Consider the following 23,604-nt stretch of genomic DNA (forward strand, 5'->3'; position numbering starts at 1 on the left):
GGATATCTGTTATATAGCTTTAACTCTGATGAGACCCTGATATATCAGATTTCGAGGAATTGCGCTCCTTTGCCTGCCAGTCAATTTCGATCCGGTGTTCAGGGCCGGTGACTTCAAACAGATTCATCGTGCGAAAGGTAAACTGATTGAGCTTTTTATCAAGGGGCAATTTCAGACTTTCCTCACAGTCTTGCCAGCCTTCATCGGCAGTTTTAATTTGGAAGCTTTTGAAATTTGGCGTGAAAGAAAGCAGAAAAATGTGAGCCTGACCATTCTGAACCTTGACTGTAGATGATATGACATTGGGGGTCCAGTAGATCCAGTCGCGCTGAGTGGTTGTGATGAGATAGGGGGTATCGTAAGCCCAGTGGGGTCTTCCATCCCGGTACCAGGTATACCTGCGGAAAATATCATCCTCGAACATGATCAGGGTGGAACTTGGTGCGGCTGGAAATGAGGTGAATTGGTTGGTGCTGGTCTCCCAACTGCACCAGCGGTAGGTAAGCGGCGTAGCCCAGATGCCCCAGTCCCGCTCATTGATCTGCGGAACCGCAGGCTTTCGCTCAAGCCCGAAAGCGGGAACAATATATATTCCTTCGTTATCCCAGACCTCATCGCGTATTTCAAGCGCAGACAGAGGAATACCTTCTTTTTCGAAGTGGAGGTCGTACTTGGCATCGACCAGCACCCACTTGCTCAGGCTATTTACCCATACTTCATTAACAGCATGGTGGCCGTCAAGCCCCTCCTGCCGTATTCCCGGGCCAGTCCCAAGGCACCGGGTCGGGTAGCCAAAGCTGTTCAATACCGCATGCTGGACAATGCTGAAATGTGCACAGTTAAACTTACCGCCTGCTCTGGCGGCATCGAGAATGGCAAATGCTTCCATCCGGGTGGGCGTGGAATCGTAATCGTCGATGGCTATCGTGGAGTGAATCCAGTTGCGAAGTAACATGATGCGCCGGAATTCATCGGTTTCTCCGGCAACAACCTTATCCAGGTCATAGCGCCGGCGCAGCTCCCGGATACGCGGATGGTGAAAGTTTTCGTATGCAGGGAAAAGCTCGTTGGAGGAGAAAGGAGGGTTTTCCATCTCACGGATAATAAACTCACCCCATGCCGTTACCGGCGTAAATCCGATGGCCAGAGTTATCACTGTCAGCACAACCAGAAGGAGCTGTGGAGGTACTCTTCGAGCAAATTTTTTCATACGCGGGTAGTATAGCTTCTCTGCTCTGGAGAGTCAATAAGAGAATGCTGCCTGTTTGCCTGATTTATTGGGCAAAGATATCCGGATCTAGCGTTTTCCAGAATTCTGCCTCTTTCCGGGCCTGCTTTTGAGTCACTTTATCAGGTGCGTCCTTTGCTGCCTTGCGGGCCTTGACCGCACAGTAATTGGTGAAATCCTTCAAAGTCTTTTTAACCACAGTCAGGGGCATTCTAACCAGAATGTAACTTCGGTGGACAATCCCGGCAGGTGTGCTCTGCTCCTCCTCGTAGACCTCGCTCTCTTTGGCTCTCATAGCCATATCAGCCGAGAGGAATTCCCGGTAGTTGTGGGCGATGCTGTCGGGGTCAATGAATCTGCTGGCCGGATTGTTCGAGACGGACAGGCGTTCAAACTTTAATCTGGCCAGGCTGATGATATAGTCCACGGCCTTGAATTGGGCATCTTTCAGGGCTTGAGCGCGGGACAATTCCCTGGTGGGACAATCTGAGGACGCCCCGAAAAAAATGAGACATCCGTCTGTTACGGCTGTTTGCCGGCCAATCCAATCTGGCCGGGCAGGCAAAGTTGCCGATGGAAGTTTTTTCTCCCCCCTCTCACTTTTCCCCTGGATATTGAACTCTGGTTTCATCTGAATCTTCGCCTGATTTGTCTCCGGAATTTCCGGCTGGGTTTTCTTTTCGACCTGCGCTTTCTTCTGAGCTTCCGGATTACCTCTCTCTCTGACGACCGGATGATGGTGATGACCGCAACCGGCACCTATGAGCAGGACCATGAAAAGCAAAGAGAAAATTGATTGGCTTTGCCAGTAGGATTGTTTGTTGGGTCGGGTTGGCAGTTTCATGCATATCCTCATTTTCTCATGGCAGATAATCACAAATACTATAGCACAGAATCAATAAATATGTCAATAATTAAATTTAGTTGTAATGTATGCCATTGCTTAATATTTATGGATACTTGATTTTTATGCCATCCACTCTGGCCCGTTCCGTAAGGGTGCGGGATTTTCGGTGAGCTCGGCTCATGATATGCTCGACCATTATCCCCCTTACGGTCATGGCATCGGCGATCAATGAACGGTGGCATCGCCAGGGCACAGCTTCGGCGCACATAAGGGCAGCCTTTTCTCCCTGGGCCTGCTGAATCATTGCCTGTAGAGATTCTTCAAATTTTTCCGTCTGCATGTAATCGGCAAATCCTCTGAATGAAGCATTATGCCAGGCCGTATTTGGAGAATCCTCACGGGGATGCCGCAAACCGCCAAGACCAGGAGCATGCCGGTAGCGGATGCCGGCTTCTTCCAGACTGAGAGAGAGCGACTCCCGATTGACTTGGAGATTGCGGCGTGATCGGGGGACGGTTCTCACATCAATGATCAGGGTAATACCACGGGCTTTGAGTATTTCGATGAAATCCTCCAGGGGGTGCGGGTTGAATGTCCAATGGTGAACAGAACAGGCGGCTGTTTCAAAGAAGGTTCAGTCATGATAGCTCATGTTCGGTGCAGCCTTTCTGACGGCGAGGCAGCCTTTCTGATCAAGATGATGTATGATCGTCTATGATTCTGGATGTCAGGATGACGGAAAGTCATTAAAATTTTTTGCTTGTGCCGAAAAAATAATTTGCTATTCACACCCAGTGAATCATAAAACACCTATCCGGGAATCAGCAGGATCACTCGCTAGGGGGGAGCAATTTTTTGGGAAAAACCGCACCGTTGTGGAAGAATTCTTCACCGAATGAGAGATCGGATAATACCGTTATTGGTCCGGTGAGCTATGACCGCTCCAGGGGCATTGCCTGCGCTCCTTTGCTGGTCCCGAAAGACCATCCGTATTTCTTCGATCATCCGCTCGACCATGTGCCGGGGATACTGCTCCTCGAAGGCGTGTTTCAGCTCTTTGCTCAAACCGCCTATGACCGGGTGAATCCTTCCGGGGATCAGGAGATATATATCAAAAAAGTCGATATCTCCTTTCAGCGCTGGTGTGAACAGGATGTGCCGATACAGATCGAGCTTATCCCGAAGGAAAATGCATCCTCATCCTCTTATTCCCTTGCCTTTGAAGGCCGGATATTCCAGAAGAAAAAAACGGCCTGCCGGATTGACCTGGAAGGTGGTTTGACAGCATCAAAGCCTGCTCCAGGAGGGGTATCTTCTCCGGGATCATTGGAACCACCGGGGCAGCCTCGGCAGGAGCTTCGGCCAGAGGGAAAATTTGTGCATAAGCTGAGGCCTGAAAATGTGGTCATAGCAAATTTGAGAAAGGAGCCGGAGGAGGGGTGTACGTGTGATCTTCTGAAGCCGCCCGAAGGTCATATTCTTTCCGGCAAAGAGCGCTCATGTTATTCCATGCTCTATCTCCTTGAAACCATTCGGCAGTTCTCTTTGCTGACAGCCCATACTTACGGAGGGATCTCCCTTGACGCTTCCTTTATCCTCCTATCTTTTCGGTTTTCCCTCCGCCGACCGGTATTTCGCCATGAAACCCTGAGACTCAACTCCCGCCGTCAGCCAGCCTTCGGCTTTGGAGGGGTGGTCATGGGCACAATTGAAGTCATCTTATATGCCGGGGATGAACCTTTGGGGGAAGGATCGATAAAATCATTGGCCGTTCATAAGGAAATATACAAGATACAAAGATGGAAGAAGAAAAAATAACGAGAGTTGCGAGGTCGAACAGATAGTGCCTGTTTCAATGCAGGGAAAAATCCCTTGTATTTTTGGCATAACCTTCGCTCTGGCCATTATTGCCCTTACTCTGAGCAATTTCCCGCGATGGGACGGAAGCAGGCGGTTCTCCGGTTTGCTTCTGGTTGGCCTTTATCTCATCTGGCTTCTGCTCGAATCAGTCGTAGCCATCGGCGAAACAGGTCGAGAAAAGACTCACCATGATCACGGAACGTGCGAGGTGTATGCTCTGGGAAGAGCATCGGTAGTGATCTCCGCCCTGGCCATTCCAGGCTGGCGGAGCGGGGATGGCTTATGGATTCCGGTTGGAATCGGGATTTTCCTGGGTGGTGTCAGTATCAGGCTTTGGGCGATTCGGGTCCTCGGGCGCAGCTATTCACACCGGGTCAGGTTACCGGAAGACCAAAAGCTTATTACCACAGGCCCCTATCGGATGCTCAGACATCCTGCCTATTCGGGCATGCTGCTCAGCCATATCGGCCTGGTCATTTTCTTTTTCAACTGGGTAAGCCTGGCCCTGTTACTTGGTTTTCTTCTTCCCGCCATCGTGGTGCGCATTTACATTGAAGAAAAGGCTCTTTTTGCCATCCGGGGCTACCGGGAAGCTTTTGAGAGGAAAAAGAGGCTGATACCATTTTGCTGGTAATTATGAGGGGAACAGGAAGACAGTGAAGGATGAGGTAAAAAATGCAATCTGATCAGCTCCGCCTGGTGGTGCTTGGGGGGACAGGCTTTATCGGCTCAGCTCTCCTCAGGCAGATTGCTGCTCTCCCTCAAGGGGATGTTCAAACCAGGGTGCTTGTCCGAACAGGGAAAGAACCTTTTCCGCTTCCTTCTGCCACGGTTATTGCAGGGAGCCTGCCTCATGATATTCCTCAATCTCTCTTCCCGGAAGAGCCGCATGTAGTCATTCACCTGGCGACCAGACAGATCGATTCTGAGCCGGAAAATTTTTATTTCATCAACGTTTATGGCACCAAGCGGCTTCTGGCAGCGCTTTCCCCATCTACCCTGGGACTGATTTATTCAAGCTCCACGTCCGTATACGGGCAAGGACCGCAGGAAGATATCAGGGAGAACACCCCCCTGTGCCCGAAGACAGAGCTGGCCAGATCCCGTGCAGCAGCCGAGGCAGCAATCATGAGCGCTATGGCCGGTCGGGGCCGAAGCGCTTTTCTTCTGCGGCCGCGATTCATCCTTGGTAATGAGGACAGGTATACTCTGCCCGGCCTGATTAGGCTAGTAAAGGCCGGAATAGTGGTTGGCTCCGGGCTTCAGGCCTTCTCGGTAATCGACGTCGATGACTATGCGCGGATTATTCTCATCCTGGCCCGGCGAATCCTGGCCAGGGCAAACAGCCGCTCCCCCCTCTGCGCCCCATTCCATGCGGGCTACGAGCAGCCTCTCCACTTCCATGAGATTATAACCGCGATTTGCCAGACCCTAAGCCTTCCTCTCCCGCGAACAAGGATTCCCTTCCGGCCGATTATTCCGCAGCTCCTGCGCCTGCTTCCTTTCCGGAGCTCGGCCGCCCTGGCCACCCGGTTGGAGCTTATTGGGCAGTCTCATTTTTTCAATGTGAGTGCACTCTCTGCCGAAATCGGAAAGGAGAAATCTGAAATAATAACAAGAGACCCGCTGGCTGTACTGTCAAAGGCGCTCAAGGCTTACCAGAGCCGGCCACAGCCATAGGGGGGAAGCTTCCTCGAGGTACAGGACTGTCATGCGACGAAAAATTCCATCCAAAAAGATTGTCTCCATACAGGAAAAAATGGATCCACGAATGGTGGGGTGGAAGTTTTTCAATTTGCACATCTTGTGGAAAAACAAGATCCCCGTGCCGCCCTTTTTTTGTTTGACCCGGAGTTTTTATGAAGAAGCAATGAAAAATCTTTCCGGCTTAATCCATAAGAGATTGCAGATGATCGATTTTTCTCAATTCAAGAGCATTCAGGATGCCGCAGAGGACATTAAGCGGCTCATTGCCGCTGGTGAATTTACGCAAGCTCAGAAGAGGGAAATTCTCTCCTGCTTCGATCAGCATTTTTCACCTGACACTCTGGTTTCCGTCCGCTCTTCAGGCATAGGCAACCGGCTTGAAGCGGGCGAAGATTCACAGGACAATCCCTTTGCCGGAATGAGTGACAGTTTTCTCTTTGTCAGACGGGAGCAGATTTTTCATCAAATACTCTTATGCTGGGCTTCCGGTTATACTGCCAGGAGCATACTTTACAGGCATCAGCAGAATCTTCCGTTAAGCGGATTCGGCCTGGCGGTAGGGATTCAGAAAATGATTTCTGGAGAGCGCTCTTTTGTATTGTTTACCGTCAATCCGCACAATATTTCCCGGGACAGTGTCATAGTCGCGGGATACGGAATAGGAGAAGGGATAGTACAGGAAACCGTAGCAGCGGACCATTATTTTATGAATGCCCGGACAGGAGAAATACATGCTGAAATCCGGGAGAAAGCCCACAGGCTGGTTTTCGATGAGCGCCAGGGCTGGGGTCTGAAAAAGGAATCCGTACCGCCTGAAAAGCGGGCCGTTCCCTGTCTGAATGAGGCTGAAATCGCCTCTCTGGTAAGAACGGGAAGAACCATCGAGAGTATCTTTAAAACTCCGCAGGATATAGAAGGGACAATCACCGGAGAGGGGGAATGCTACTTTATCCAGTCACGGCCGATAGCCATCGATTATACCCGCTGCCGGTTATGGAGCAGCGCCAATGTATCCGAAAGTTTTCCCGGTCTGACTACTCCACTGACCTATTCTTTCGCACGCACCTTCTACCAGCTTCTCAACTATGATTACCTGCGCCGGTGCGGGGTAAAAGAGCGGGATCTGCATACGGTCGCGGATACCCTGAATTCTCTTATCGGGTTCATTGACGGCAGGATATACCATGCTGTTTCTTCTTTTTATGACATGCTGGCGCTCTCTCCCCTGTTCGATAATTACCGGCAGGATTGGGAGCGTCTGGTTGCAGAGCTGGATTCCTACTACCATAGTCCAGACCACCGTTTCAATCACAGCCCCAATCACAGGAAAAAAAAGATAGGGTTTGGGGTTTATGCATGGTCTCGTGCTGTCATGAATTCTCTTACCCTTGATTCTCAATTTATCAGATTCCAGAAGTGGTGGGACAACCTCATGCTCTCACGAAGAGGAACAAAATATCATTCCCAGCACCCCCTGGCTTTAGCTTCGGATTATCGTCACGTATGGCGGGAAGCGGGAAACTGGTGGGGAATCACCCTGATAAACTATCAATATATGGTATTTTTCCACAAAATGATTGAGAAATATGCAAAGAAGTGGGGGATAGACCAGTCCTTATTGAATAATCTTCTGTGCGGAGACAGTCAATTTATGGGGGTTGAGATCGTGCTCTCCGTGGTCAGGCTGTCCGATATGGTCAAAAGCGACCCCGTCTTATTGAAAGTATTTCAGGAAAAAGATGCCGGAGATATCTGGAATTATATCGAAGAGCAGAAGATAGACCCTGATTTTATAAAAGAAGTAAAACTTCATCTGTATCAATATGGAGACAGAGGATTCCAGGAACTGAAGCTGGAACAACCCAATCTGAGGGATATCCCCTGGGAGTTAATCCGGATGATCCAAAAATACGTCCATTCCGATCTTACTGCCCAGTCTCTTGTGCAGGCAGAGCACACCAGCCGACTGCTGGGCGAGGAGGGGCTGAAAAAAGCTCTCAGCGGATATCCGCTTCGGTTATGGTTTATGCGGTTTTTATTGAAAAGGCTTCGCAGGTTCTTATATTACCGGGAAAAAGGACGGTATATGAGAAGCGAGCTTTTTGGTTACAGCAAGAATATTTTTCAGGCAATCGGTTCCGATCTTTATCATCGTGGCATCATTGCGGAGGCGAAGGATATTTTCTATCTGACCAAAAATGAAATTTTCGATTATCTGGAAGGCACCGGAGTCAGTTATAACCTTGCCGCTGTAATTCGGATGCGAAAACAGGAATATGAAGAATTTCAAAAGAGCATGCCTGAAAAGGAGTTCACCACATCTGATATTGTCGCCTTAAGCATCCCGCAGGAAAAAGAGCGGGCGAAAAATGACCTGAAAGTTTTCAGAGGGCTTGGCTCAAGTTCGGGAAAAGTTTCCGGCTATGCGAGAATTATTTTAGATCCGGACTTACGTCACAGGGTGACGAAAGAGGATATCATTATTGCACGAGAGACCGACCCCGGATGGCTTTTCCTCATGCTTTCCGCCAGGGGAATGGTAGTTGAGCGGGGAAGCATGCTCTCGCACACAGCTATCACCGGCCGGAAATTTGGCATCCCGACTATCGTGGCCCTGCCTCATGCAACTCAAAGGATTCCCGAGGGAAGTTATATCGAAATAGATGGATCGACCGGTATTGTGAAAATATTGGGTAATACCTGACCAACACTATGGGGAGGGAGTTTCATGGAGAAATCCGTCAGAAAAAAACCTGCCCTGGTATTTTTGTGGTATGTCAACGCCCGGTTCCCTGTCTGGGAGTATGGCGTTTATGCTGCCCTCTGGTTCTGTTCTTTGCTTGCAGGCTTTGCCTTATTTCAGGATAAACCGGCAGATGCCTTTTGTTCCCACTTTCGCGCAGGGTCTTTCGCGGAGTCCCTGGCAGGAATAGTGTGCGTTTACGGTCTTTTTTTATTTATGAGGACCGTGGATGAAATCAAGGACCTGGAATATGACCGGCAGTTTAAGCCGGACCGGCCTTTGCCCCAGGGGATCGTCACGATCCGTGACATGACCTTGTATCTTGCCGGGACCAGCATGGTTGTCATATCGTTAAGTTTTTGGATTCACTGGAAACTGACAATTGTAAGCATTATGATTATGGGGTATAGTCTCTTTCTCTTATGGCTGGAACATGCCTCGGAAAAATTCGCACAAACGATGTTTCTGAATCTGATGGTGGCTATCCAGTTAAAAGTGGGGGCGGCTCTTTATGTTTATCTGTTCTCCTCGCTGAAGGCTGCGGATCTTCCGTTTTTTTCTCTCTTCGGGTTGATTGCCGCTTTTATATGTGCTTACTTACAGTGGGAAATTGCGAGAAAAATCTGTCGGCACAAGTTCGCCGCTCCGGGTGAAAAGCTTTATTCAGAGATTGCCGGAACAGGTTTAAGCACTGGCATTTCACTGGGATTTTTAGTTACCGCCTGCTTTATGGTAACGGTCTTTTATGCCAATTGGCTGTTTTTGACTCCAATCCTGCCTCAGATTATCGGAGTCCTGCTTTTTCTGAAGGCCAAAGATAAAAAATTCCCCTTGGGGGCGACTGCACTTGCCGCTTATCTGTGGTTTTTAATTCTTGTTCTCAGCTATGCTTTTATTCAATCAGGCCTAATGGCGTACAGATAATATTGATCATAAGCCTTTGTAATTACTATTATCAAACCTCACTTCTATACGTATGCCGCTATCAAATCTCTAATGATTTACTAAATATTGACAGATAATATAACTGCTCAAAATTAAGATTATTAGTTTTGTTATGGATATTATTGCAGATAATTTAATTTTTATCTTGAAATTAAAGTGAGTTTATATTATCATTTTACTAAATGCTGGACAACTACTCCAAAGGGTTTTTTCCTGAGCCGAAGTTACTGAAAAATATACAACAATATAACATAAAGAGAGTATCAATTATGAGAATAACAGTCTCTTTAGCCTCAGAAAAACAAGTAGTTCTCCCTTTTGAGCATAATCAGATTCTCCAGGGAATGATTTATCATCATCTGCCCCCGGAAAGTGCAACACGACTTCATCAGGAAGGGTTCCTGCATCACAACAGGAAGTTTAAGCTGTTCACCTTTTCAAGGATTTTAACCAGTCCTCTGGTAGATACGTGTTCCCGGCAATTTATTTTTTCTAAAAACATTAAATTCGTCATCGCTTCACCTATCGGCTGGTTTATGCAGGACCTGGCTGAGCATTTGATCAGGCAGGATTTTGTGATGCTCGGAAGGAATAAACTGCGGCCTGAGTCCATCCATATTCATGTACCCCGGGAGTTGCCGGAAAAAATGAAAATCACGATGCTGTCCCCCATAACAGTTTACAGCACCATGCAAAAAGGAGATGGCCGAAAAAAAACCTATTATTTCTCTCCTTTCGAACCTGAGTTTTCGGAGCAGATCGAAGCTAATATTCAAAAGAAGTTTGAAATCCTGAACCTCGAAAAGTGCAATTATTCCTTAACGATAACCCCTCTTTTTTCCGGTAACAGAAACGAGCGGATACTGATATATAAAGATTTTGTCATTAAGGCCTGGGATGGGCTCTATGAGCTGGAAGGCAGAGCTGAGCTCCTTGATGTCGCTTACAATACCGGCCTGGGGGCCAAGAATTCACAAGGATTTGGCTGTTTTGAGGTGGCAGCGGATCAGGAGAGCAGTCACCAGGAGACGGGTGAGGAATAGCGGATGATCGGAGCTCTCAAGGAGATCGGAGAAGCGGTTTTACGGGAATCAAAAGACAGCTTTCTTGATAACCTGATAGAGCCGGTCGCTCCCAAGGGAACCAGTGACAAACCATCATACTTGGGAATCATGGAATTCAACCTGATGGATACTGTTCTCAATGTTTCTTTTGAGGAAATGGATGAGGAGACTCCCAGAAAATATCTTTGGGTCGGCAACGTTGAAACTGCAAACAGCCCGCAGGACAGATTAACCACCAGCAATGTGGACTACCTTTTATCTCAGACTATTCCCAATCTGATTGCCGCGCTGCCGGATGGGGAGCTGAAAACTAACCTGCTGAAAATCAGGGAAAGGTTTTTCCATGATCTTGGCACCCAGAAAGGGTCCGCCAGACGGTACAGATTTATCCTCAATCTCGGTAATCTCTCCGGGTGCCGGAAAGATTATCCGGGATCGGCCCTTCTGGAAAAAATAGGCAAATGTCCGATAGATGGCAAGTCGATGCTGAAAATGATTTCCCAGCACTTTTGGGTATGGGTCAGGGATAGCCGGGGAATTTCCCGGAAAGAGGTTTCCCTGTTTACGGTAAGGATTAATGGAGAGGATATTCGGAAGTTCGGAGACTACACAGCGTATCTTGTGCGGAAAAAACAGGATGATGTGTTTGGTAAAAGCCTGATTTCCGTTTGTCATATCTGCGGACGGCAAGGGCAGGTGTCATCCGATACCACCAGGCTTGGGTTCAGCTATTACATAACGGATAAGATTGGATTTTCTTCGGAGCTGGGAGGGGAAAAGAACTTTTATAAGAATCTTTCGTTCTGCCGGGATTGCTATCGTTCTCTGATAATCAGTGAAAGTTTTACCAAAAACTTCCTCTCTACCCGCCTGGCCAGTCAAAGCGTCTACCTCATCCCTGAGTTCATCCTTTCGTTTCAGGGAGATATCCCCAAATGGGCCCGATGGCTGAAGGCCTCTTTTGAGGCCACGCTCAGGACGGATGGCCAGAAAATATCCCTTGATCAGTTTGGGGGAAATGGTCATGGAGAGCAGGGTCATTGCGGCCGGGAGGAGCGGAGAAGCTATCTGTTCAACATTCTGTTTTGGCAACAATCGCAGGCTGAGTTCAAGGTTTTGAAGCTTATCAAGGACATTTCTCTCTGCCGGCTGGATATGATGCGAAAGGTGTCGGGTGAGATTTCCGCAGTGGGTAAAAGACTGTTCGGCGGGAAAAACAGCCGATGGGAGCTGTGGCTGAACAACATCTATTACCTTTTCCCCGTACGGGCTGATAAAAGAAGAAACCCTTATGAATTTAAAAAAGTCCTTGACTTTTATGATGCGCTTTTTACCGGCAGGAAGATAGACTGTACCTTTTTGATTCAGCAGTTCATACGGCTGGCCAGGGTCTGCCGTCAGGACCAGGGGGAGCAGTTTAACCTTGGAAGGGATGGAAACGGCGATCAGTCCCTGGTTGTTTCGATGTTGAAAGCTAACCTTTTATTACTCTACCTGGAGAGGCTCGATATGCTGAAGGGGGAATGGAGGAAAATGGATGGCATTCAATTAGAGGATTTTCCCGATGAGATTCGGGTCTTTGTTCAGGAAATGAAATATACCGCCGAGCAGGAGGCGCTTTTCGGATTGGGAATCCTGGTGGGGGAGGTAGGAAGTGCTCAGTTTAATGCCAGGATAAAAAACAAGCCGATCCTGGAAAAGTTGGATTTCCAGGGGATGAAGGCTGAGAGGCTGATCAGGTTCAGTAATGAGATATTTGCCAGGCTGAAGCAGTATAAGAGGTTATCTCCCGAAAATGAGCGAATCTTTGCCGGAGTGAAAAGGGTGCTCGATAAACGGATCAATACCTGGACCTTGAATTCTCAGCAGAACGTATTCTACATTCTATCCGGGTATGCCTACAGAACGAATAAAATCATATCTTCAGCCAGGAATTTCAAGGGTGATAAGGGAGGCATTTTCGACCATGGACAGGACGAGTGAGCTGATAACGAAAAACAGCGATATTTTGTTTATCTATGATGCCAAGGGAGCGAATCCCAACGGTGATCCGGATGATGAAAATAAACCCCGGATGGATTATGAAACCTCTCGAAATCTGGTAAGTGATGTCAGACTGAAGCGATACATCAGAGATTACTTGCAGGACTATAAGGGCCAGGACATTTTCGTGGCCAAGGTTGACAATAAAGCGCTCAATGTTACCGAAAGACTGGAGGCGCTTTTTTCGTCATACCGGCAAGATTGCTCCAAGAGCCTGAATCTGACCAGGCTGGAGAGAAATCAGATCGACTGGCTTCTTTCCCGGCTGATTGATGTTCGCTTTTTCGGGGCCACAATGCCGATAAAAGCCAAGGAAGGGGCTGGAGGCTCGGCAACCTTTACCGGCCCGATCCAGTTCAACTGGGGATATTCCCTGAACAAGGTGGAACTGATGGAGTCCAGCTCCATCACCTCTCATTTCAGCTCCGAGGCTGAAAAAGTCCAGGGTGCTATTGGCAAGGATTGGAGGATCTACTACTCTCTGGTCGCTTTCCACGGGATTGTCAGTGCCAAGAGGGCAGAGAGAACATCCCTGAGCCTGGACGATCTTGCACTTTTTGATGAATCGATGATCAAGGCCATTCCTCTGGAGTCAACTACCCGAAGCAAGATAGGCCAGACACCCCGCCTGTATATCAGGGTGGAGTATAACGACTGCCGGACATTCCTCGGAGATTTACGGGACCGGGTAAATCTCGATAAAACGGAAGGGTTGAGAGATGTCAGCGCTTTTACGCTCGACCTCAGTCAACTCAGTGCCCTTTTGAGCACGAAAATCGACAGGATTTCCCGGATACTCTTCTGGCAGGATGCAGATTTGAAAATTTCCGGCTGGAGAGAGGATGATCGCATCCGGGGTAAATTGATTCCCCTTGAGGTTTGAGGGTGTTGAGGTGATGCGGGTAATGAAAGAGCGGTTGGTGGTGTTTGATATTCTGGGAAAAATCGCTCATTTCAGAAAATTTTACACCAACTCCTCCTCCCTGACTTATGACCTTCCTCCGCCGACTGTTATCCGTGGCATGATCGCGGCTATCCTTGGCATCGAGCGGGATGGCTATTACGACCTTCTGTCACCTGAGCGGACAAGAATAGCGGCGTCCATTCACCAGCCTGGCCGCAGGTTTATGCAGACCATCAACTATATCAGGACAAATAAGAACGATTTTTCCAATCCCCGCCATATACTGGCAAGATTCCTCAGTGGAGCAAGAGTGCCGTATCAGGTGCCAATGGAGGTCTTGCTTCCCTTGGATCAGGGGAGCAGTCTCAAATACCGCATTTATTTTCAGCATACCGATGGGGCAATCATGAGGATGCTAAAGGATCAGATGGCCTCCGGATTCAGTGTCTATCCTCTCTATTTTGGAATATCGGAGTTTATCGCTGACTTCCAATACCGGGGAGAGAGGGACTATGAGCTCAGGCAGGGTATTGCTGACCGGATTTCATCAATGGTCAATGGAGAAAAGCTCAATGAACGGGGGATCGACCTTTGTGCCTCACAGGGCTGTCAGTTCGTGAAGGAGCGCATGCCAGCCGCTTTCAAACAGGGCCGGGAGCTTCTGAAAGTGTCGAGTTTCATCTACGAGAGATCCGGCAGGCCGTTTACGGCCGATGTCAGTGAATATGCGGTTGTATCATCAGATGATGGTCTGCCTGACCATATTGTTTTTATTTGAACCCTATGAGGAATTGAAACCAGGTGATAAACGAGAGACTGGAAGTCTCATGGGAGCCATGCACAGGAGATATGAGCATACCTTCGAGGAATTGAAATTAAGGTTGGAAAAGCGCAAGGCACGACAAACGGCCAAGAGCTGATAAGTATACCTATGAGGAATTGAAACGAGATTCAGGATTGATCCCTTGAATAGCTGGCTGCCCGTTTGCGAGAAGTCTACCTAGGGAGGAATGGGAAATATGGCAATTCTTCCTGCGGAATCATCCCGGCCTTGCAGGTTCCTGGATTAATCTGGCCAGGGTCTCGCTCAATTCGTCGAAGTCATAGGGCTTGACGACTACGCCGCTGAAGCCGTAGCGCGCATAGTCAGACATTACCGGATCGTTGGAATAGCCGCTCGAAACGATTGCTTTGACCTGCGGGTCTATCTCACGCAATTTTTGGATTACTTCCTTGCCTCCTTTGCCCCCTGGTATCGTCAGATCCAGGATAACAGCATGAAAAGGCTTTTTCGATTCCCGGGCTTTTTTGAAAAGCTCGATCGCTTCATCACCCTCGCTGGCCATTTCAACTTCATACTTTAAATGAGTCAGCATCCTTCTCACCATATCCCTGATGATCTTCTGGTCATCCATGAACAGGACCTTCCGCCGACCGATGGGGGGCTTTTCCTCAGCCACGCTGTAAACGGTGAAGATTTCCCTCTCTGAGGCAGGAAGGTAGATTGAGAAGATCGTCCCCACGCCAACTTCGGATTCCACGCTGATATAGCCTGCATGTTTTTTGATAATGGCATAGGCAGTGGACAGACCCAGACCGCTTCTGTTTTGCTTGGTGGTAAAATAGGGATCGAATATCTTCTGGAGATGCTCATTCCGGATGCCGGTCCCCTGGTCCCTGATGGACAGCTTTACATACCTGCCAGGCTTGAGAGACAGCCGGTTATTATCGCTCATCAGAACGTTTTCGGCCTGGATGCTGACTATCCCGCCTTCTGACATGGCCTGGTCAGCATTGATCAGCAGGTTGCTGACAGCCTGCCTGACCTGCCCCTTATCGATTTCAGCCCACCACAGATCATCCGGCAGGGATAACTCAAATCTTACATTGGAACCGCATTGGGCGAGGCTGACAACGTCCTTGATCAGGTCCGAGACGGAAGTGGTTGCCTTGATCGGTTCTCCTCCCTTGGAAAAGGTGAGTAGATGCTGAGTCAGGTTTTTGGCCTGCTGACAGGCTGCTTCCGCATCAGTAAGAGACTCATAAGCTTCACCTGCCGTCTTGACATACAATTTGCCGTACGAGAGATTACCGGCAATAGCTGTCAGCAGATTATTGAAGTCGTGAGCAATTCCGCCCGCAAGGATGCCGATGGATTCAAGTTTCTGAACCCGTTGCAGTTCTTCTTCCACCCGCTTGCGCTCGGTAATATCACGGGCAATGGCCATAATGGCGGGTTTCCCATAATACCGGATCACACTGATGGAAAACTCCACATCCCGCGTAACACCATCCTTACCTTTCAATTTCGCCTCATAGACCGCAGGTACTTTCTCACCTGCCAGATGGGATGCATGTCTCTGGCTGGCCATCTCCCGGCATTCAGGAGTTAAAAGATCGAGAAACGGCTTGTCACGCAGTTCCTGGACCGTATAACCACTCATACTTCCGAGGGCATTATTGGCAAACTGAAAAGTGCCATCCTGGATAATGGCGATTCCATCCCTGGCCTGATTCACGAGGGTTGAATATTCCGCCTCCGATTCCCGCAAAGCCTCCTCTACCTTCTTATATCTGGTAATGTCAGTGAACATGGTGGCAAAGCGTCCGGAACCGGGTGAAAAAACAGAGACAATCAGATGTTTGTCTATCAGGGGGGAAAACATCTCGAACGTGGTCGGCTGTCCGCTTTTTACTACCTTGTCGTAAATTTCAAGATATGGCAGCCTGCCTGAGCCGTAAATCTCAGATGCTTTTCTTCCGATTATCTTTTCCCGCTCCATCCTGACCATGGTCTCATAGGCATGGTTAACGTCCATAATAACGAAGTCTACAGCCTGGCCTGTCTGGTCATAAATGATTTCATAGAGAGCGAATGCTACATTCATTGAGAAATACAAAGAGCGATATCTCTCTTCACTCGCCCGGAGCATAATTTTCCGTCCTCCTACAAGCTGACGTATCCTGGAGTGGCGTCTTTGCTTCTGGCCCTTCTCCTTCACTAAAACAATAGACATTTATATTATTATATACCAAACAAACCAGCCTTGTCACATTTTTTATAAGGTTGGAAAAACAAAGCCTGGTAGTGTGCTCCTGATTTTTACGAGATGTTTAATTTGTTTGACTTTCAGGTAAGGATCTGTATATTATATATGGTGTATACTCCCAGACAATGACAGAGCTTATAGTCTGCTTCGTTTTAGCCCGTCACAAAGGTACGTGGAAAGCGTTCTGGAGCCAGAGGTTAAAAGGCGAGAATAAATATCTTTCTTTGGATTTCAAAATTCTGGGTTTCCTCTGGGCATTTATCAATAAGAGTAACCGCTCAGGGTGTTGAGGATTGGGCTGTTAGGTGAAAAGCCTTTCTTGCTGCGGTCGGGATATATTGTCTTCTCTTCCAGGTTAAGCACTTCCAGCCTATCTGCCTGAGCAGATATCAATACTATCGACTAACGAATAATAAAGTGATTGAGTTAAGGAGAGAGATTTTTTTAGCCCGGCTTTTCTTTTTGCCATGAAAGAAGATGCGCCGAATAGTAAGGATGGTTAATGAGTGATTATGAGAATTATAGCATTAGCACTGAATAATTATATCAGGTATTTGGCAATGAATGGATATCTTACCGCGTTAGCCTGGCTTTTTGCTCTTGGATCGTTTCTTTTAGGCTACATCAGGGTGGTAAGATCTTTCTACCGTACTCCACTTCAGGATGCAAATGACGCGGTGCGAGGTGCCAGACACAACTTCGATATCCTGAAACCGGTAATAGTTTTTATCGTGAGCATGAGCTGGATCGTAACCCACCTGTAGAAATCGGTTGTGAATTATCAGGTATCAGTTTTTTCTGACCACTGACCCTGACTGCTGCCCCCTTTCTCCTCTTGCCTCTTTATCTCAATAACGGTGATTTTCGGGGGGACCAGGAATCGCATCGGAGGTCCCCATGTTCCGGTTCCGGTGCTGGTATAAAGTAAACTGTGGCCAGAGAGCTTATACAACCCGTTCTGCCGCGGGTACAGGAAATGGATGACCCAGGTGAAGGGAAATAGCTGTCCGCCGTGCGTATGGCCACTCAACTGGAGGTCAAAGAGGCTACAGCTCGCCTCATTAATATCAGGCCGGTGCTTTAATAAAATCGTGAACAGATTCCGAGGGAGAGCGGCGAGCAGTGCTGTCTCGTTATGAGGTCCTGACGCTGTCCGGCTGAGATGGGATCCGATCTGATCATCGATACCTGCAATGTTGACGATTCCGGCAACGGTCAGTCCTTCACCCCGCAGGACTTTGAATCCCGCTCGATGGGCAGCCAGGGTCGCCTCGGTAATGCCAGCATAAAAGTCATGGTTTCCCATGACTGCGAATTTACCGTATCGGGGCTTAATCTGTTGGAATAAATCAGCCAGATCCACGACATGGTTGACTTCCACATCTACAAAATCCCCGGTTGAGATCAGAAGGTCCGGTTCGGCCTCACGGATAGCTGCCATCACCCTGTTCAGAAAACGACGGCTCATCGTGAGATTCAGGTGGACATCGGATATATGAACAATGGTAAGGCGGGAAACTCCTGTTGGCAGCTTGGAAGTGGCCAGGGTTATCCTTTCGGTCCTGATCCGTTGAGCATCGAAAAGGCTGTACCACCCAATAATCAGAACCAGCATAGCCAGAAGGAAAGATGAGTTTTTCCCCGGCAAGGTAAATCGGCTGACATCTGACCGCGTGATTATCCCGCCAATGCCCATCAGCAGGTTATAGATATCGGCTGCTGCAAATACCGTACAGAAAAGAAAAAGAAAGCCCATCCAGATATATCCCGTATAAGCTGTCAGCCTGGCTGCAAGCTCCAGTTCTCTTTTGTTCAGGAAATGGATAAGGAGCGGAGCACATATCATCAGCACCATGATGCTGGCAAGCACTGCCCGGCCACTTGAGGTAAGATGCAGAATCGGCTGCACCTTACAATAGGCATAAGCGTGCATGCCGCCGTATACCACCAAAAAGGCAAAGATGAGAAGGAAAGGCGCTGACAAGGGTTACCTCCTTTACCTGGTTTTTTACTGACCACTGACCACTGAATAATACCACAAAATTGCACAAGCGGCAGTGCAAAAGCTGCCAATAGACATCGGCTGAAATTTTTTTGTTTACTATTTGAACGTTTTTCGACTTTTGTTTAAAAATGAATGGATAATAATTGAGTAAAATGCCGATGAGTTATTACCTTCGCAATTTTAGGCCTTATGGGTATTAACCGGCCATCAAAAAATAAGGAGGACCTGCCAATGTTTGGGAAATTCATTCAGGAATTGAGAATGAAACAGGGGATGGGATTATGCAAATTTTGTAAAAAAACCGGCCATGATCCCAGTAACTGGAGTAAGCTTGAGCGAGGTATCCTGCCACCTCCGAAAGATGAAAGAAAACTGCAATTATGGGCCTCACAGCTCGGCCTGAAGCCTGGTACCGGTGACTGGTATACCTTCTTCGATTTGGCCTCGGTTGAGAGTAATCATCCGCTGTTCGGTATTGTCCGGGATGAGGACATGGTCAAAGAGCTGCCTCAGCTTTTTAGAATAATACGGGGGCAGAAATCGACCGAGGATGAGATGCGAAACCTGGCTGAGCTTGCCAGAAGGAGCTGATCTCTTCTCAAAATCTACAATGGCATTCTCGCTCTCTGCTGGCCAAAAATTTCCAAGAAAAATTTGATAATCCACTGCTCGAAGGTATAGAATAAAATCAGTTGCTGGTAAGTCTCAAGATGCCCTCTTGGATAGTGTAACTTCAGCATGAACGGCTTCGTTCAGGCACAGGAAGGCTCTATTTCCGGCTTTCCCGGAATTCGGGTTTCCTGTTCATGAGAAGAAGCCTGTCCGGTGCAGGAGGATATTTCTCCCTAAGTACACGGTGCGGAAATACCGCGGACGGTTAAATAATAGCCTCCTCTTTGATTAAAATACCGTATTACCTTTCCAGCTTTTTTAACTCAGGATTACCGATGAAAGGAGTATTTCACTATGCACAGAAAACATCAGGCAATTCTTCGGAGCAGGGTTGTATTTCTGGTTGTGGTCATGACCGGCGTTATCCTTGCCACCAGTCTTCCGGCTGCTGCTCAGGTACAAAACTGGGTGGCTCTGCCGCCCTATGATACGCTGTGGCCTTTGTGGTCACCTGCTCTATCGCCTATCGATCCTGTCAGCGGAGATCCTATTCCCCTGGTGACCAATCTGGAAAAAACCACGGTGCTGCCTGCTCAACCCGGGTTGACCTGGGATCCGGCCTGGTCAAATCCCTGGCTCCTCTATAACACTCCGGCAGGCATGCTCTTTTATGATCCTTTATACGGCATCAACCCCTGGCCGCCGGATTATCTGATCGACCCGGTAACCGGCCTGCCCCAGCCAATCACCCTGCCTTCCGACTATGATTACCTGCCGCCGACTTCATCCAGTTGGATACTGACACAGGTTCCTATTGCCAATACAACCTATCTGTCAGCGTATGCCGCTTATGCGCCGCCAGCACCGCTTCCTGTTCCCCTGGCGCTTTTACTCTCATTGCTGTCAGCGGGAACAACTCCCACCCTGCCCACTATCCCCGCTCTGCCGCCTGCCTCTACAACCCTGCTGGGACCGGCAGCCATTCTGGGTATTTAGCCACTATCGTGACGTGAGCATCGGGGCGGTCATAATAGCATGGGGGCCGCCCCAACAGGGGATAGAGGGTGTTTTGATAAGATAGAGGATTACCCAGCCCTCGCGGTATTATTTACTTTTTTGTCCCATAATGCTATTATCAAAGCTGCATGCTTTGAGTAAATTGTCTATTGGGAAAGATGCGAGGGGGATAGACCGATTTATTAAGTATCCTTGAAAATATTTAATAGTCGATGTAGTATCCTTCTTAAGAGGTGAAATTATATGGATATAACCATTGATGAACTAGCTGCTCAAGCGATGTCTTTGCCGAGTGAATCAAGGGTTCAGCTTGTTGAAAAGTTGATAGAAAGCCTCGAGCAGGAAACAATTGAAAGACTCTGGATATCCGAGGCAAAAAAACGCCGTGATGAAGTACGAAACGGTAAAGTTAAACCGATACCTGGTGAAGAAGCCTTGGAATGTGTAAGAAAATTAGTTATTAGATGAACTATAAATTTCATCCCGAGGCACTCATTGAATTTAGTGAAGCTGCCCTCTATTATTCTGAAAAAAGTCCTGAATTAGGATTGGCATTCTACAATGAAGTAGAAGATACGATCCAAAGAATTACTGCAAACCCGGCCTTATTTAGAATAATCGAAGAAGATGTGTGCCGATGCCTTACCAAACGCTTTCCTTATGGAATTCTCTACACGAGAGAAGAAGATTATATTCTGATAGTAGCAGTCATGCATTGCAGTAGAGATCCATCCTTTTGGAAGCATAGGATAAGGAAGGGAAAATTAAAAGCCTGACAAGGCTTTTGGCCTGACCGTGCGCCAAAAACCGGCGTAAGCTAAGTCGACTTCCACCCTCCCGCTTACAATCGGCAGGGTGGTGCCAACACCGCCCGATAGTCAGCTCTACATCAGGTTAATAAGAATAAAACAAGTAGCTATGGATAATATCTATACCTCTTGCTTCTTTGATGACAAAACCGGATTAAGGAGTGAAATGAATGAGTAAAAACAAGGATATTTTATACCAGCCAAATACCTTTGAAGCTCTCTGGAGGGGTAAGTGGGAGGAAGAAAAACTGCACACTGTTGATAACCCGGTCTATGCGGACCGGCCTCCATACTATTGTCTGGACATGTTCCCCTATCCATCCGGTTCCGGGCTTCATGTGGGGCATTGGCGCGGATATGTGATCAGCGATGTCTGGAGCCGCTACAAGCTGCTCAAGGGATTTAAGGTGCTCCACCCCATGGGCTGGGACAATTTCGGCCTTCCGGCTGAGACCGATGCCATCAAGAAGGGGATACATCCGACCATCAGCACCCGGAAGAATATCGAGAACATGAAGCGCCAGCTCAAAGAGATAGGCTGCGTCTACGACTGGACACGCGAGGTCGCCACCACCGATTTGGATTACTATCGATGGACCCAGTGGATATTCCTGCGGATGTTTAAAAAAGGTCTCGCCTACCAGAAGCAGCAGCCGGTAAACTGGTGCGATTCCTGCCGTGTTGTCCTGGCCAATGAGGAAACCGAAGGGGGAAAATGCGAGCGGTGCGGGGGGACGAATATCCGAAGGATCGATAAAAAGCAGTGGATGCTCAGGATCACTGCCTATGCCGAGCGGCTGCTGAAGGACCTGGATGGCCTGAACTGGCCCGAAAAGGTCAAGGAAATGCAGAGAAACTGGATTGGCCGCTCGGAAGGGGCGATAGTTCATTTCAGCGTCACAACAACCGATCAGCAGGAAGCCAGGCTCGATGTTTTTACCACCAGGCCGGATACGCTTTTTGGTGCAACCTTTATGGTCCTTGCGCCGGAGCATCCTCTGGTGCCGCGAATAACCACTCCGGACAGACAGGCTGAGGTGAATGACTATATCCGCAGAGCCCAGACCCTGTCCGCGGTGGATAGACAAAAAGTCACCACGGAAAAAACCGGAAGCTTCACTGGAAGTTATGCCATCAATCCGGTCAATAATCAGCCCATTCCCGTCTTCATTTCCGACTACGTTCTGATGGATTACGGGACCGGGGCCATCATGTCCGTTCCTGCCCACGACCAGAGGGATTTTGAATTTGCCAGAAAATTCGGTCTGCCGATTGTCGAAGTCATCTATTCCGCGCAGGCCGAGCGGGATGAGCAGGGCAATCTGGTCAGCGCGTATGCCGGCGACGGCACTCTGATCAATTCCAGCTATCTGAATTCCCTGAATGTGGATCAGGCAAAGAAAAGGGTTGTTCAGGAGCTGGCCAAAGAGGGGAAGGGGAAAGCTACCGTTGATTATAAATTGCGGGACTGGATCTTTGCCCGGCAGAGATACTGGGGAGAGCCGATTCCGATTGTCCACTGTGAGCGGTGCGGCACGCTGCCGGTACCGGAGGACGAGCTGCCGGTCAAATTGCCGGATGTCGAGTCGTATCAGCCTACCGGCGATGCGGAATCCCCCCTGGCCGCCATCAGTGATTTCCGGAATACGACCTGTCCATCGTGCGGCGGACCAGCCAGGCGGGAAACGGATACCATGCCCCAGTGGGCAGGATCGAGCTGGTATTTCATCCGCTACGCTTCACCCCATTACGAGCAGGCTATAGCCAGGGAAGCGGATATCAAAACCTGGCTTCCGGTTGACATGTATGTCGGCGGCATCGAGCATGCCGTACTCCATCTTTTATATGCCCGCTTCTGGACCAAATTCCTCTTTGATGAGGGAGTGGTTCCATTCGAGGAGCCGTTCGAGCAGCTCTTCAACCAGGGCATGATCTGCAGGACCGCTTATCGGTGCGGCACGTGCAACCGATGGATATTCGAAGACCAGATCGGGGATGCTTTCGGCAGGGATGAGGTATCCTGCCCGGTATGCGGGACCCTGCTGCAAAAGTCTCTGGAAAAGATGAGTAAATCAAAGGGGAATGGCGTGAATCCGGATGATCTTGTCGAAAAGTACGGCACTGACTCTTTGCGCCTCTATGAGCTTTTTGCCGGTGATCCGACCGTTGACTCCGAGTGGAACGATGAAGGCATCAAAGGATGCTATGCCTTCCTGAAAAAAACCTGGCAGTTTTTCACCGCCGGTGATTTTGCGGCTGAGAAACCATCCAGGAAAGCGGAGCAGTTGATCAATCGCCTGATCAAAAAAGTCGAAGAAAGGGTAAACTCCTTCAAGTTGAATACGGCCGTGAGTGCCTTCATGGAATTTATCAATGAGGCTGCCTCGATCCGTGATTCCTTCACCAGGGAACTGGCCGAGCGGTTTTTAATCACCCTTGCCCCGTTTTCACCGCATATTGCCGAAGAGCTGTGGAGAAATTACCTCGGACACGACAAATCCATATTCCTGGCCAGTTACCCCGCTTATGACGAAGATCTGGCGAGGCTGGAGGAAATCGAGATCGCGGTGCAGGTGAATGGGAAACTTCGGGGAGTATTTGCCACCGAGCCGGGAACCACCAGGGAAGACCTGGAAAAAACGGCCAGGGGCCTTGACCGGGTCCGTGAGATGATCGATGGCCACACGATCAGGAAAGTGATTATCGTGCCGGATAAGATTGTAAACTTCGTTGTCCAGTGAGAGTTACGCTGAATCTTCCGATTCTCCAG

At 48.7% G+C, this 23,604-nt stretch carries 21 protein-coding genes; 15 read left to right on the plus strand and 6 right to left on the minus strand.

What is annotated here, in order from left to right; all coding sequences use genetic code 11:
* Positions 1 to 19 precede the first annotated feature (19 nt).
* From AB1611_11210 to AB1611_11220, 3 genes are all read right to left on the minus strand, one after another.
* Complete coding sequence (locus AB1611_11210; GenBank protein ID MEW6380159.1) at positions 20 to 1,210, minus strand: transglutaminase-like domain-containing protein; 1,191 nt, start codon at positions 1,208 to 1,210, stop codon at positions 20 to 22.
* A gap of 64 nt (positions 1,211 to 1,274) precedes the next feature.
* A complete protein-coding gene (locus AB1611_11215; protein MEW6380160.1) occupies positions 1,275 to 2,072 on the minus strand; it encodes a hypothetical protein in 798 nt (265 codons plus the stop codon).
* A 106-nt stretch (positions 2,073 to 2,178) separates the two neighbouring features.
* The gene (locus AB1611_11220) at positions 2,179 to 2,598 is read right to left on the minus strand and encodes a DUF488 domain-containing protein (GenBank protein ID MEW6380161.1); all 420 of its coding nucleotides are present in this window, start codon (positions 2,596 to 2,598) and stop codon (positions 2,179 to 2,181) included.
* 332 nt (positions 2,599 to 2,930) lie between these two features.
* Here AB1611_11220 and AB1611_11225 point away from each other — a divergent pair, with 332 nt between their 5' ends.
* The 9 genes from AB1611_11225 (at position 2,931) to cas5 (ending at position 14,119) form a co-directional block, all read left to right on the plus strand.
* The gene (locus AB1611_11225) at positions 2,931 to 3,893 is read left to right on the plus strand and encodes an AfsA-related hotdog domain-containing protein (GenBank protein ID MEW6380162.1); all 963 of its coding nucleotides are present in this window, start codon (positions 2,931 to 2,933) and stop codon (positions 3,891 to 3,893) included.
* Positions 3,894 to 3,918: 25 nt separating this feature from the next.
* A complete protein-coding gene (locus AB1611_11230) occupies positions 3,919 to 4,569 on the plus strand; it encodes an isoprenylcysteine carboxylmethyltransferase family protein (protein MEW6380163.1) in 651 nt (216 codons plus the stop codon).
* Between the two features lie 41 nt (positions 4,570 to 4,610).
* The gene (locus AB1611_11235; GenBank protein ID MEW6380164.1) at positions 4,611 to 5,615 is read left to right on the plus strand and encodes an NAD(P)-dependent oxidoreductase; all 1,005 of its coding nucleotides are present in this window, start codon (positions 4,611 to 4,613) and stop codon (positions 5,613 to 5,615) included.
* 91 nt (positions 5,616 to 5,706) lie between these two features.
* Complete coding sequence (locus AB1611_11240) at positions 5,707 to 8,346, plus strand: PEP/pyruvate-binding domain-containing protein (GenBank protein ID MEW6380165.1); 2,640 nt, start codon at positions 5,707 to 5,709, stop codon at positions 8,344 to 8,346.
* A 24-nt stretch (positions 8,347 to 8,370) separates the two neighbouring features.
* A complete protein-coding gene (locus AB1611_11245) occupies positions 8,371 to 9,309 on the plus strand; it encodes a hypothetical protein (protein ID MEW6380166.1) in 939 nt (312 codons plus the stop codon).
* Between the two features lie 290 nt (positions 9,310 to 9,599).
* Positions 9,600 to 10,373: a CRISPR-associated endoribonuclease Cas6 gene (gene cas6 / locus AB1611_11250; GenBank protein MEW6380167.1), complete on the plus strand. Its 774-nt coding sequence runs from the start codon at positions 9,600 to 9,602 to the stop codon at positions 10,371 to 10,373.
* A 3-nt stretch (positions 10,374 to 10,376) separates the two neighbouring features.
* On the plus strand, positions 10,377 to 12,377 hold the full coding sequence (gene cas8b, locus AB1611_11255; protein ID MEW6380168.1) for a type I-B CRISPR-associated protein Cas8b/Csh1: 2,001 nt from the start codon (positions 10,377 to 10,379) through the stop codon (positions 12,375 to 12,377).
* Positions 12,361 to 13,320: a type I-B CRISPR-associated protein Cas7/Csh2 gene (gene cas7b, locus AB1611_11260; GenBank protein ID MEW6380169.1), complete on the plus strand. Its 960-nt coding sequence runs from the start codon at positions 12,361 to 12,363 to the stop codon at positions 13,318 to 13,320. The genes cas8b and cas7b overlap by 17 nt, the downstream gene beginning before the upstream one ends.
* 22 nt (positions 13,321 to 13,342) lie before the next feature.
* Positions 13,343 to 14,119, plus strand: a complete 777-nt coding sequence (gene cas5 / locus AB1611_11265) for a CRISPR-associated protein Cas5 (protein ID MEW6380170.1) — start codon at positions 13,343 to 13,345, stop codon at positions 14,117 to 14,119.
* Between the two features lie 262 nt (positions 14,120 to 14,381).
* On the opposite strand, the gene AB1611_11270 is transcribed toward cas5, so the two are convergent.
* Complete coding sequence (locus AB1611_11270) at positions 14,382 to 16,229, minus strand: PAS domain S-box protein (GenBank protein ID MEW6380171.1); 1,848 nt, start codon at positions 16,227 to 16,229, stop codon at positions 14,382 to 14,384.
* Positions 16,230 to 16,951: 722 nt separating this feature from the next.
* On the opposite strand from AB1611_11270, the gene AB1611_11275 reads away from it, so the two are divergent.
* Positions 16,952 to 17,155: a hypothetical protein gene (locus AB1611_11275; GenBank protein ID MEW6380172.1), complete on the plus strand. Its 204-nt coding sequence runs from the start codon at positions 16,952 to 16,954 to the stop codon at positions 17,153 to 17,155.
* Between the two features lie 17 nt (positions 17,156 to 17,172).
* Here AB1611_11275 and AB1611_11280 read toward each other — a convergent pair whose 3' ends face one another.
* Positions 17,173 to 18,375: a metallophosphoesterase gene (locus AB1611_11280; protein ID MEW6380173.1), complete on the minus strand. Its 1,203-nt coding sequence runs from the start codon at positions 18,373 to 18,375 to the stop codon at positions 17,173 to 17,175.
* A gap of 252 nt (positions 18,376 to 18,627) precedes the next feature.
* Here AB1611_11280 and AB1611_11285 point away from each other — a divergent pair, with 252 nt between their 5' ends.
* Positions 18,628 to 18,987, plus strand: coding sequence for a helix-turn-helix domain-containing protein (locus tag AB1611_11285; protein MEW6380174.1), 360 nt, complete (start codon positions 18,628 to 18,630; stop codon positions 18,985 to 18,987).
* A 14-nt stretch (positions 18,988 to 19,001) separates the two neighbouring features.
* On the opposite strand, the gene AB1611_11290 is transcribed toward AB1611_11285, so the two are convergent.
* Positions 19,002 to 19,136, minus strand: coding sequence for a hypothetical protein (locus AB1611_11290; protein MEW6380175.1), 135 nt, complete (start codon positions 19,134 to 19,136; stop codon positions 19,002 to 19,004).
* A gap of 226 nt (positions 19,137 to 19,362) precedes the next feature.
* Here AB1611_11290 and AB1611_11295 point away from each other — a divergent pair, with 226 nt between their 5' ends.
* The 4 genes from AB1611_11295 to leuS all read left to right on the plus strand — a co-directional run bounded on the left by AB1611_11295 (position 19,363) and on the right by leuS (position 23,575).
* Positions 19,363 to 20,004 carry a hypothetical protein gene (locus AB1611_11295; protein MEW6380176.1) on the plus strand — a complete coding sequence of 214 codons (642 nt, stop codon included), beginning with the start codon at positions 19,363 to 19,365 and terminating at the stop codon, positions 20,002 to 20,004.
* Between the two features lie 264 nt (positions 20,005 to 20,268).
* Complete coding sequence (locus tag AB1611_11300; protein MEW6380177.1) at positions 20,269 to 20,493, plus strand: addiction module protein; 225 nt, start codon at positions 20,269 to 20,271, stop codon at positions 20,491 to 20,493.
* Positions 20,490 to 20,801 carry a type II toxin-antitoxin system RelE/ParE family toxin gene (locus AB1611_11305; GenBank protein MEW6380178.1) on the plus strand — a complete coding sequence of 104 codons (312 nt, stop codon included), beginning with the start codon at positions 20,490 to 20,492 and terminating at the stop codon, positions 20,799 to 20,801. The genes AB1611_11300 and AB1611_11305 overlap by 4 nt, the downstream gene beginning before the upstream one ends.
* Positions 20,802 to 21,004: 203 nt before the next feature.
* Entirely contained in the window at positions 21,005 to 23,575 is a 2,571-nt protein-coding gene (leuS, locus tag AB1611_11310) for a leucine--tRNA ligase (protein MEW6380179.1), read from the plus strand.
* The last annotated feature ends 29 nt before the right edge of the window (positions 23,576 to 23,604 follow it).

It is taken from the genome of bacterium (assembly GCA_040755755.1).
In the GTDB taxonomy this organism is placed as follows: domain Bacteria; phylum SZUA-182; class SZUA-182; order DTGQ01; family DTGQ01; genus DTGQ01.

What these genes read in the sequence shown, in the direction of transcription:
- cas7b (MEW6380169.1), top strand. Translation starts at nt 12,361, where the DNA reads ATGGACAGGACGAGTGAGCTGATAACGAAAAACAGCGATATTTTGTTT.
- AB1611_11305 (MEW6380178.1), top strand. Translation starts at nt 20,490, where the DNA reads ATGAACTATAAATTTCATCCCGAGGCACTCATTGAATTTAGTGAAGCT.
- AB1611_11295 (MEW6380176.1), top strand. Translation starts at nt 19,363, where the DNA reads ATGCACAGAAAACATCAGGCAATTCTTCGGAGCAGGGTTGTATTTCTG.
- AB1611_11245 (MEW6380166.1), top strand. Translation starts at nt 8,371, where the DNA reads ATGGAGAAATCCGTCAGAAAAAAACCTGCCCTGGTATTTTTGTGGTAT.
- leuS (MEW6380179.1), top strand. Translation starts at nt 21,005, where the DNA reads ATGAGTAAAAACAAGGATATTTTATACCAGCCAAATACCTTTGAAGCT.
- AB1611_11240 (MEW6380165.1), top strand. Translation starts at nt 5,707, where the DNA reads ATGGTGGGGTGGAAGTTTTTCAATTTGCACATCTTGTGGAAAAACAAG.
- cas6 (MEW6380167.1), top strand. Translation starts at nt 9,600, where the DNA reads ATGAGAATAACAGTCTCTTTAGCCTCAGAAAAACAAGTAGTTCTCCCT.
- AB1611_11290 (MEW6380175.1), bottom strand. Translation starts at nt 19,136, where the DNA reads ATGCTGAAGTTACACTATCCAAGAGGGCATCTTGAGACTTACCAGCAA.
- cas5 (MEW6380170.1), top strand. Translation starts at nt 13,343, where the DNA reads ATGAAAGAGCGGTTGGTGGTGTTTGATATTCTGGGAAAAATCGCTCAT.
- AB1611_11215 (MEW6380160.1), bottom strand. Translation starts at nt 2,072, where the DNA reads ATGAAACTGCCAACCCGACCCAACAAACAATCCTACTGGCAAAGCCAA.
- AB1611_11275 (MEW6380172.1), top strand. Translation starts at nt 16,952, where the DNA reads ATGAATGGATATCTTACCGCGTTAGCCTGGCTTTTTGCTCTTGGATCG.
- AB1611_11270 (MEW6380171.1), bottom strand. Translation starts at nt 16,229, where the DNA reads ATGAATGTAGCATTCGCTCTCTATGAAATCATTTATGACCAGACAGGC.
- AB1611_11285 (MEW6380174.1), top strand. Translation starts at nt 18,628, where the DNA reads ATGTTTGGGAAATTCATTCAGGAATTGAGAATGAAACAGGGGATGGGA.
- AB1611_11210 (MEW6380159.1), bottom strand. Translation starts at nt 1,210, where the DNA reads ATGAAAAAATTTGCTCGAAGAGTACCTCCACAGCTCCTTCTGGTTGTG.
- cas8b (MEW6380168.1), top strand. Translation starts at nt 10,377, where the DNA reads ATGATCGGAGCTCTCAAGGAGATCGGAGAAGCGGTTTTACGGGAATCA.
- AB1611_11300 (MEW6380177.1), top strand. Translation starts at nt 20,269, where the DNA reads ATGGATATAACCATTGATGAACTAGCTGCTCAAGCGATGTCTTTGCCG.
- AB1611_11235 (MEW6380164.1), top strand. Translation starts at nt 4,611, where the DNA reads ATGCAATCTGATCAGCTCCGCCTGGTGGTGCTTGGGGGGACAGGCTTT.